This window comes from Aminobacter sp. P4_D5, assembly GCF_056401815.1.
This window is the reverse complement of sequence record NZ_JBFUIP010000205.1, coordinates 1-8,912: the sequence shown is the minus strand read 5'-3', so window position 1 is coordinate 8,912 and position 8,912 is coordinate 1. Positions and strand designations below refer to the sequence as shown.

Below are 8,912 nucleotides of genomic sequence, written 5' to 3'. Positions count from 1 at the left end.
TCCAAGCGGGATACGGGATCCTCGCGCTTTTCTGTCGTTGCCAAGCGCGTGGAATGCATCTTGTCAGCGCGTTCAATGTTTTCCGCCCGCTGCTTCTCTCTGCGCAACTTGCGCCGTTCACGACGCTTTTTTCTTTCGCCGGTGTCCGCACTCATAGAATTGCCCCCTGCGACTTGAGCGCCGGGACGCGAAAGGGCCTCCACGCGAGTAGCCATCTCGACACTTAGTCAGGCAGCGCGGTGGGTTGGCTAGCGTTCTGATCGATCATTTCGCCATAAAATTCCGCCCCAGCCCAAGCTMTGGCGGCAAGGAGCAGCGCGAAAACTAAAACAAGCAGTACCTTTGTTCCCCGGTTGCCTTGGCGGGCCTTCCAGCCTGGTATGATCTTAGCCATGGTCTTCTCCCACTACTCTGAGGCCAACGACGGAGCAAACTAATTTGCAGAGGCGCTTCTACCGATAACTATCGCTCTCGTTTCAGCGGGAACGTGGCATCTCCGTAAGCACCCGCGGATTGGCACTGGAAATGCCGTCGTTGTTTCGGTCGGCCTTTGATTTGGCAAATTGCCCTTGGGCATCCGACATGGGCGTCCGATTGGCMTCACCTTTTTTCTTTGATGTTGATCCCTCGGTCTTCATGGCGGTCTCCGTTCTGAACGCTAACACCTGTGCTTGGTGAAGGTTCCCTTGGAACTGCACTGTCGACAGGTATTAGAAATCGGCGACTCGATTGCGCGTTGGTTGGCAGCGGAAGAAGTGGCCATGGCCGCCGTCAACTGTGGTTTGGCGGGTTGCTGCTTGCTTGTGTGCTGGGCTGCTCGCGCTTGCTGCCAACTATCACGGTGAACTTAGCAACAACCATGTAAACTGCAGGCCGCACTGTGGGGCCTCGGCGTCAAGGCGCAATTAGCCCGAATGCCGCCCTATAGATTGGGCCCGTCGATTCTAGTCACATTCCTCGTCGGACTTTTCAGAGAGCGAACGTTGGCTACTAGCCGATCAATCAGCTACGAGGCGCGACCATGGCAAAGAGTTCCTCGTTCCTTACATCAGCAAGAAGGCCATAAATGCTTGGACCCTGCCTTATGTTGGTTATTGGGCCTTTTCAACCTGGCCTCTGATCTCCCCGTCAGGATATTTTTGGGTATGGATGTTGAGATACCACTTTCCTGCCTGAAGATCCGCGAGTTGTGCATCGGTGATGTCAGCGGTGCCGCTAGCGACATTTTTTGAAATGTCGACCACAGGGCCAGCATTTTCACCAACCGCGGCAGGGCCATGGAAGTGTGCTGCGGTTGCTTCCCCTGTGAGCCCGCTCGAGGTGATTGTCCAGGTTAGCTTCTTGGTCGAAGTGTCGACCGAAACCTCAGCCAAACCAGTGCCCCCGCTATTGGTAGGGGGAACTTCACTGGCTGCCTTCATATCAGCCTTGAACTTCATGGTTTCGCCAAAAGCATCGCCACTTGCAAGTATGGCACCAAGCGATACTGCGACGAATAGTGATGCGAGACGCGACATCATCTTTCCTCCCAAAACATGCGGCGAGACTGCCGCCCATGCCTTGCAACGTGGCGACCTCCTGAGCGTTCCATGGGAGAGTGAAAAGACCCTGCCCTGACCGACGGATAGGTACTTTGCATTGAAGACCATCATGCCGGGGCTATCGCGTGGGTTCGCGAGGTAAATTGGCAACTACGTAGGCTGCCCTACGCAGCAGATTTCGTATCTCGAACTCGGATGGAATTTCGGGACTATCAGCTGTTTCGAGTAACTCGACGACCAAGTCGACGCCTTGCTGATGCAGTACGGGCAAGACAACCTCCAGACAGCGCGGGGATGCCCTAGTTCGTTGGTGCCCGCGGATCGCCTCACTTTAGCTGATCGTTGCTTTTTCTGCTTTAGAAGGAACCTGATTTGGGCGCACGGCGTTGCATCGAGCGGAGCCGAATGGGCGCAGTCTTTACCTTTCAGCTACGCTCATCGAGAAGACCCGTCACCACAAGCGTGGGTCTTCGAAGTCCGTGAAGCGTGGTCTTTTATCCTTCTCTGACGCGCTTCAAAATGGGCCTGTCGGCTGGCCGGCTGGCAGGCCTTTAATTTCCTTACCAACGGTGGCAATCTTTCGGCGCGCAGCACTGTTGTCTGACAGCACGGACCAGGGTTGTGTGAAACTGCGCCGGCAGGCCGTTTCTCCGATCAAGGAACAAGCAGCTCCGTATGGATCGTGGGCTACCCGCAATAGTAATTCCCGGTCGACCCTCGGGATGCAGGTATTGGCTCATTCGCTCACTAAAAGTACCTACCGTTCAGTAGGAGGTCCTCAAAGTGACATGACCGCTGGGTTGGTCTTGAAATATCGAGCATCGACGTGAGCTGCCCGAGCTTCGTTTTAATGCCAGCCACCTTGATCTTGCGGTCGGCAATCGCCTTGTCCGATTTCGCTAAGGACGATGACGTCGAGGCTTGCTCGTTCCAAAGTGACGCGTCGCGCACCGTGACGCTAGCCCGCCAAACCTATATGGGTCGGCATAGGCACAGTCCAAGAGAGACGCAAACAAGACGGCCCGCTGTGGGCCTGCAAGTCCATACGTTGCGCGGTGACCTACTCCTCGAAATTAGATTCGTCATGACTCGGAACAATATTGCCGGTGAGTCAATTTATCGAAGCGTATAGGTTGTGTCGGAGTGCGAGTGCGATGGTTKCTGCGCGGGCGAACTGGAAGGGCTTCATTAAGTTCGGAGAAGTGGCCTGTGCGGTTGCGCTGTATACGGCCGCGTCCTCGTCCGAACGCATCGCCTTCAATACGCTCAACCGTGCCACGGGAAATCGCGTCCGTCGTGAATTCGTGGACAGCGAAACCGGCGAGCCGGTCGAACGCGACGACCAAGTCAAAGGATACGAGATCGAGAACGGCGACTATGTCGTACTCGAACCTGACGAGGTTGCAGCGGCAATCCCGGACAGCGACAAGACGCTGAAGATTGTGGCATTCGTTCCCTGTAACGAGATCGATGACGTTTATTTCGACAAGCCATATTACCTAGCGCCCGACAAGATGGGCGCCGACGCTTACAAGCTGCTGCGCGACGGCATGCGCCAGGATAAGGTTGCAGCCCTTGCCCAGACCGTCCTGTTCCGACGCCTCCGGACAGTGCTGATCCGACCGCATGGCAAGGGTCTTATCGGCACAACGCTGAACTTTGATTACGAGGTACGTTCCGCAAAGGAAGCCTTTGACGACATCCCTGATATGAAGATCGAAGGCGAGATGCTGGCGCTGGCCAAGCACATTATCAGCACCAAGAAGGGCTCATTCGACGCCAAAGCCTTCGACGACCGTTACGACGCGGCTGTCGCTGAGCTCGTTAAGGCAAAGATCGAAGGCAAGGCATTGCCGAGGAAGAAATCGCCGCCTCCCTCGAACAAGAGCGACCTATTGCAAGCACTGCGCGACAGCGCGGGGCTGGCGTCGACGAAAAAGAAGCCGAAACGTGCAGCGGCAAAAACCGGTGCCGAAGCGGAACAGCCGAAGCGAGCGGCCGCCGGCTCCAAAAAACGGGCGGCCTGATCGGAGAATGTCGTGGCGGTTCGTCCCTACTGGAAAGGCTACCTCAAGCTCTCGCTGGTCACCTGCCCCGTGCAGATGATGCCCGCGACCTCGGATAGCGAAAAGGTGCAATTCCATACGCTCAACCGCGAGAGCCACAACCGCGTCGTCAGCCACTATGTCGATGCCGTCACCGGCAAGGAGGTTAAGGAAGAAGATGAGGTGAAGGGCTACCAGCGGGGCGAGAACGACTACATCATACTCGAAGACGAGGAGCTGGAGAACGTCGCTCTGGAAAGCACGAGGACCATCGATATCGATGTCTTCTCCCCGCGCGATTCAATCGAATGGATCTGGCTCGACACGCCCTACTACCTGTCGCCAAACGATCCAGTAGGCCAGGAAGCTTTCTCGGTCATCAGGGACGCCATGGCCGCGGAGGATATGGTGGGTATCTCGCGCCTCGTCATCTCACGGCGCGAGCGCGCGGTGATGCTCGAGCCGCGTGGCAACGGCATCGTGCTTTGGACTCTGCGCTACGGCGACGAGGTCAGGGACGAGGATGCCTACTTCGGTGCGATCGACGATACACCGTCCGATTCCGAGATGATGCCGCTCATCCAGCAGTTCATTAAGAAGCAAACCCGCAATTGGGATAGCAAGCTGGTGGTCGACCCGGTCCAGGACAAACTATTGGAAATCATCGAGGCCAAGCGAAAAAAGACGAAGCGGACGGCGAAGGGGAAAGTATCTGAAGCGAAGGCCACGCCCAACAACGTCATCAACATCATGGACGCTCTGCGCAGGTCCGTCGAGGCCGATAACCGGCCGGGCAAGCGCTAGAGCCGAAAATGTGGCGATTGTCCGAATCCGCCCCGCTGCTCGCGACACTCGAGCATATGATCCAGTCTAACCGCCTGCGAAAGCGCAATCCGCGGCAACCAGACCTGCCTTTTGATCCGATGCCAACGCGGATCGAGCCCTACCTTGCCCAACTGAAGCCGAGAGCGCCGATCGGCGCCGACTGGCTTTTCGAGATCAAATGKGATGGATACCGCCTCGCAGTTCACATTGATCCCAATGCTGTTCGCGTCATCACCCGCGGCGGGCATGACTGGACGCATCGATTTCCCTCAATCACAGATGCCGCAAGGGAATTGGAAGTCCACACGGCAATTCTCGATGGTGAAGCAGTCGTGCTCGACAAAACGCTCGGATTTCGGAGCGTTGCAGAGGCCGCTGGGCGGATGCGGCGGCAAGAGAGTATCAACCGAATCCGTACTCAACGCGTTCGACCTGCTCTATCTCGACGGGCACGATCTCACCGGCTCGGACCTCTCTCTGCGCCGTCATCTGCTAGAAGACATGGTGTTGCCAGGCGGCAACGGGGCGATCCGGCTTTCGGAGGAAGTGAAAGCCGATGTTGCCCAACTCCTCGAACACGCGTGTAAGGTCGGGCTCGAAGGCATTATCGCCAAGCAGCGCCATAAGCCCTATCGATCGGGTCGCACCGGCGACTGGCTGAAGATCAAATGTGTCCAGAGCGAGAGCTTCATAATTGTCGGCTATGAGGCGTCGGCGGTCGCGCGCGGCGGGATCGGTAGCCTGCTGCTCGCCGCCAAACGTGGATATGATTTGGTCTATGTCGGCTCCGTCGGAACTAGCTTTAACGGCAATGATGCTACCTTTCTTCGCACGGCGCTCGACAGGCTCAGGACGAAGACGCCCTCTGTTCCCTTGAAGGGGAAGCGCATGGTCTTCGCGGAGCCGACGCTTATTGCTGAGATCGAATTCCGCGGCTGGACGAATGATGGCAGTTTGCGTCACGCTTCCTATAAAGGGCTGCGCGAGGTTCAGGACCATGCGGCGGTGTTCGACATCACCAATCGCGGCATCTGATCAGGCCGCTGTTTTCGATTTTGCCAGCCGCTTGATCGCCGCCTCTAGCGGCCGATGGCTGTCTCCATAGTCTGTCCAGGCAGTGCTCTTTACCAGCAGCTGGGGAACGGTACGGATCGTGAAGCGCGTCGGGTCGAGGTTGGTTTTCACCTGAGCCCAGGTAAGCGGCATCGAGACGGTCGCGCCGGGCCGCGCGCGCGGCGAGAGCGGGGCCACCGCTGTCGCCATGCGATCATTGCGAAGATAGTCAAGGAAGATGCGGCCGTGGCGCTGGTTCTTGGCCATCTTGGTCAGGTAGAGCTCGGAATTGTCGCGCGCCATCTGCAGGCAGACATCGTGTGCGAAGCCCTTGGCCTCCGGCCAGGTGAGCTTGCTGCGCTTGGCGACCGTGAGGGGCGTCACTACATGCAGCCCCTTTCCGCCGGTCGTTTTGCAGAAGCTGACAAGCCCGAGATCGTCGAGGCGTTCTCGCATTTCCTTTGCCGCCTCAACCACCCTCGACAAGGGCACATCCGGGCCGGGATCTAGATCGAACACGAGCCGACCCGGCACTTCCGGCTGTTGTGGCGCGCAATTCCAGGGGTGCAGTTCGACAGCACCGATCTGCGCGACTGCAATAAGGCCTTCCACGCGGTCGATCTGAAGATACGGCTTCTTGTCGCCGAAAACCGTTACAAGTTCTAGAAGGTTGGATGTTCCGGGCATGGCGTGGCGCTGGAAGAATTGCTCGCCGCCAATCCCGTCCGGCGCACGGATGATTGAGCACGGCCGGCCCCTGATATGCTCGATAAGCCACGAACCCACTGCTTCATGATACCGGGCGAGGTCCTCCTTGGTGACGGGCCCGCCATCATTGGCATCAGGCCAGAGCGGCTTGTCGGGGTTCGATATGAGCACCCCCATAATATCGACCTTACCCCCGCGCCGACCAGGTTTCGACGTGGGCGCGACCGGCTGCTGCACTTCCGTCTTTGCCGGCGATGCCGGCTTCTCGGCTTCCACCTCTGTCGCCGGCTTGTCTTCGCGTAGCCCCTTGAAGGCGGCCTGGCGAACGAGCCCATCGGACGTCCAGCCGGCGAACTCGATCTCAGCCACCAGCTCCGGCTTGAGCCAGAGGACACCTGCCTCCTTTTTTGGCGCGCCGATGCCGGTGAAGGGAGACTTCGCCGTTTCCAGCGCCTTCAGCTTCGGTAGCAGGTCCTTGACCTTGCCTGCGCCGTAGCCTGTCCCGACGCGCCCGACATAGACGAAATCGTCGCCGTGATTGACGCCGACCAGGAGCGACCGGAATTTGCCGTTCGTGGTGGCATAGGCTCCGATGACGACTTCGTGCCCGGCCCGGCACTTCGACTTCGCCCATGTCTCCACCCGCCCGGAAACGTAAGGCGCGTCGGCGCGCTTCGACACAATGCCTTCGAGTGACATCCGGCAGGCCGAACGCAGGACTGCCTCGCCGCCGGTTTCAAAATGCTCGACGAAGCGCAGGCGGGCGTCCTCGCCTGCGTCCGAGAGAAATTTTTCCAATCGCGCTTTGCGGTCGCTCAGCGGTAGGGCACGCAGATCCTTCCCACCTTCAAACAGGAGGTCGAAGGCGAAATAAACGAGCGCGTCGGTCTTGCCTTCGGAAAGGGCCGCCTGGAGCGCGGCAAAGTCCGGAGCGCCGTTGTCGTCCAGCGCGCATATCTCGCCATCGATGATCGCATCCGGCAGCTTGCTGGCGGCCCGCGCGATGGCCGGATATTTGGCGGTCCAGTCGAGGCCCTTGCGGGTCTTCAAGGTGGCCTCGCCCTCCTGCACGCGGATCTGGATGCGGTAGCCATCGAATTTGATCTCGTGCAGCCATCCGGGTCCCGACGGCGGACGCGCAAGGGTCTTGCAAAGCTGCGGCGCGATGAAATCGGGAAGATCGGCGGCCGCGATAGTGCTACGTTTCTTCTTTCCGCGATCCTCCGCCTCGCGCTCCTCGGCAGCGAGACCTGTGCGGCTGTCCCAGACCGCGTCGGCTTCCACCTTACCGCCTTGCAGCATGAAGGGTTTCGGCTTGCGTCCCTTGCCGGCGGCGATCGCATCCATGGTGCGACCGGACGCGACTGAGGTATCGCTCTCTTCGAGGATCGCAGCGCCGTTCGTTTCCACAGCAAATTGGTCGCGATGCTTGATTAAAAGCCAATTTGTGCGTTTGCCCCCTTCCCGGTCGTTGGCCATGCGGACCAGCACGAAGCTGCCATGCAGTCGCATTCCTTTGAGCGTGAACTTGAAATCGCCCTTCGCCAGCGCCTGCTCGGGACTTTTCTTGCCCTCCGGCTCCCAATACCCGCGGTCCCACAGCATGACCGTGCCGCCGCCATACTGTCCCTTGGGAATGGTTCCTTCGAAATCGCCATAGTCGAGCGGATGATCTTCGACCTCGACGGCCAGGCGCTTGTCATGGGGATCGAGCGACGGACCGCGGGTCACAGCCCAGGATTTGAAGACACCGTCGAGCTCGAGCCGCAGATCGTAGTGCAGGCGCGTCGCATCATGTTTCTGGATAACGAAGCGCCGGCGGTTCGAAGGCTTGACCGACTCATGGCCGCTAGGCTCCTGGGTCTTCTTGAAATCGCGTTTTGCTTTGTAGCTAGTGAGCTTATCGTGCGCCATTGCGTCCTCGATCGGGAAACACATTGTTCCTCACCAAAATGTCACAGGGGAGAACATGTTCCGCCTACGCAGCACTGGTCAATCGGCTGCCTCCGCAGTCACAACGGTCTGACCGCCCTATTCTCTGGTTAGCCGTTTCGGGGCGACGCTGCTTCGGCCGGTCGTCGTCGCCGTCGTCGAGCTCGACCCACTCGCACGATTTTTGCGCATCAGGGAACTATAGGGCGCACAGAACGTAGAGGTCTGATCAGCGAGAGGTTCCGATGCGCGCACTGACTTGGCACGGCAAACATGACATTCGGTGCGAGAGCGTCCCAGATTCCACTATCGAGGACCCGACGGATGTGATCATCAAGGTCACCTCGTGCGCCATCTGCGGCTCCGACCTGCACCTCTACAACGGCGTCATCCCTGATATGCACAGCGGCGATGTTCTCGGGCACGAGAATATGGGAGAGGTTGTAGAAGTCGGATCGGGTGTCTCTAACCTGAAAGTCGGCGACCGGGTGGTGGTGCCTTTCGTCATCGCCTGTGGCGAATGCTTTTTTTGCAAGCGTGGTGCCTTCTCCGGCTGTGAGCGGTCCAACCCGCAGAAAAGCAAGAAAAAGGCCGAGACGATGTGGGGTCATTCGCCAGCTGGCCTGTTCGGCTACTCTCACCTTCTTGGCGGATTTCCAGGCGGCCAAGCGGAATATTTGCGCGTACCGTATGCTGATGTTGGGCCGATCAAAGTGCCGGACGGCTTAAGCGACGAACAGGTACTGTTCCTTTCCGACATCTTCCCGACCGGCTACATGGCGGCGGATTTCTGCGACATCCAAAAGGG

General features: G+C 58.6%; 8 protein-coding genes and 1 pseudogene. 5 read left to right on the top strand and 4 right to left on the bottom strand.

What is annotated here, in order from left to right:
• Positions 1-223: 223 nt before the first annotated feature.
• The 3 genes from AC1DWF_RS27785 to AC1DWF_RS27775 all read right to left on the bottom strand — a co-directional run bounded on the left by AC1DWF_RS27785 (position 224) and on the right by AC1DWF_RS27775 (position 1,520).
• A complete protein-coding gene (locus AC1DWF_RS27785) occupies positions 224-394 on the bottom strand; it encodes a hypothetical protein (protein ID WP_476842303.1) in 171 nt (56 codons plus the stop codon).
• Positions 395-476: 82 nt separating this feature from the next.
• Positions 477-638 carry a hypothetical protein gene (locus AC1DWF_RS27780; protein ID WP_476842302.1) on the bottom strand — a complete coding sequence of 54 codons (162 nt, stop codon included), beginning with the start codon at positions 636-638 and terminating at the stop codon, positions 477-479.
• A 453-nt stretch (positions 639-1,091) separates the two neighbouring features.
• Positions 1,092-1,520 (bottom strand): CHRD domain-containing protein, encoded by a 429-nt coding sequence (locus AC1DWF_RS27775; RefSeq protein ID WP_476787414.1) that lies wholly within the window; start codon positions 1,518-1,520, stop codon positions 1,092-1,094.
• Positions 1,521-2,695: 1,175 nt separating this feature from the next.
• Here AC1DWF_RS27775 and ku (AC1DWF_RS27770) point away from each other — a divergent pair.
• The 4 genes and pseudogenes from ku (AC1DWF_RS27770) to AC1DWF_RS27755 all read left to right on the top strand — a co-directional run bounded on the left by ku (AC1DWF_RS27770) (position 2,696) and on the right by AC1DWF_RS27755 (position 5,446).
• Positions 2,696-3,568: a non-homologous end joining protein Ku gene (gene ku / locus AC1DWF_RS27770; RefSeq protein WP_476842301.1), complete on the top strand. Its 873-nt coding sequence runs from the start codon at positions 2,696-2,698 to the stop codon at positions 3,566-3,568.
• A gap of 12 nt (positions 3,569-3,580) precedes the next feature.
• A complete protein-coding gene (gene ku, locus AC1DWF_RS27765; protein WP_476786600.1) occupies positions 3,581-4,390 on the top strand; it encodes a non-homologous end joining protein Ku in 810 nt (269 codons plus the stop codon).
• Between the two features lie 8 nt (positions 4,391-4,398).
• A pseudogene (locus tag AC1DWF_RS27760) lies at positions 4,399-5,020 on the top strand (ATP-dependent DNA ligase); the annotation flags it as partial.
• A 162-nt stretch (positions 5,021-5,182) separates the two neighbouring features.
• Positions 5,183-5,446, top strand: coding sequence for an ATP dependent DNA ligase (locus tag AC1DWF_RS27755; protein ID WP_476788988.1), 264 nt, complete (start codon positions 5,183-5,185; stop codon positions 5,444-5,446).
• On the opposite strand, the gene ligD is transcribed toward AC1DWF_RS27755, so the two are convergent.
• Positions 5,447-8,086 carry a DNA ligase D gene (ligD, locus tag AC1DWF_RS27750; RefSeq protein WP_476788979.1) on the bottom strand — a complete coding sequence of 880 codons (2,640 nt, stop codon included), beginning with the start codon at positions 8,084-8,086 and terminating at the stop codon, positions 5,447-5,449.
• A 263-nt stretch (positions 8,087-8,349) separates the two neighbouring features.
• Here ligD and AC1DWF_RS27745 point away from each other — a divergent pair.
• Positions 8,350-8,912: alcohol dehydrogenase catalytic domain-containing protein (locus AC1DWF_RS27745; RefSeq protein ID WP_476842300.1), on the top strand; the 563-nt coding region annotated here is incomplete at its 3' end.

What these genes read in the sequence shown, in the direction of transcription:
- AC1DWF_RS27775 (WP_476787414.1), bottom strand. Translation starts at nt 1,520, where the DNA reads ATGATGTCGCGTCTCGCATCACTATTCGTCGCAGTATCGCTTGGTGCC.
- ligD (WP_476788979.1), bottom strand. Translation starts at nt 8,086, where the DNA reads ATGGCGCACGATAAGCTCACTAGCTACAAAGCAAAACGCGATTTCAAG.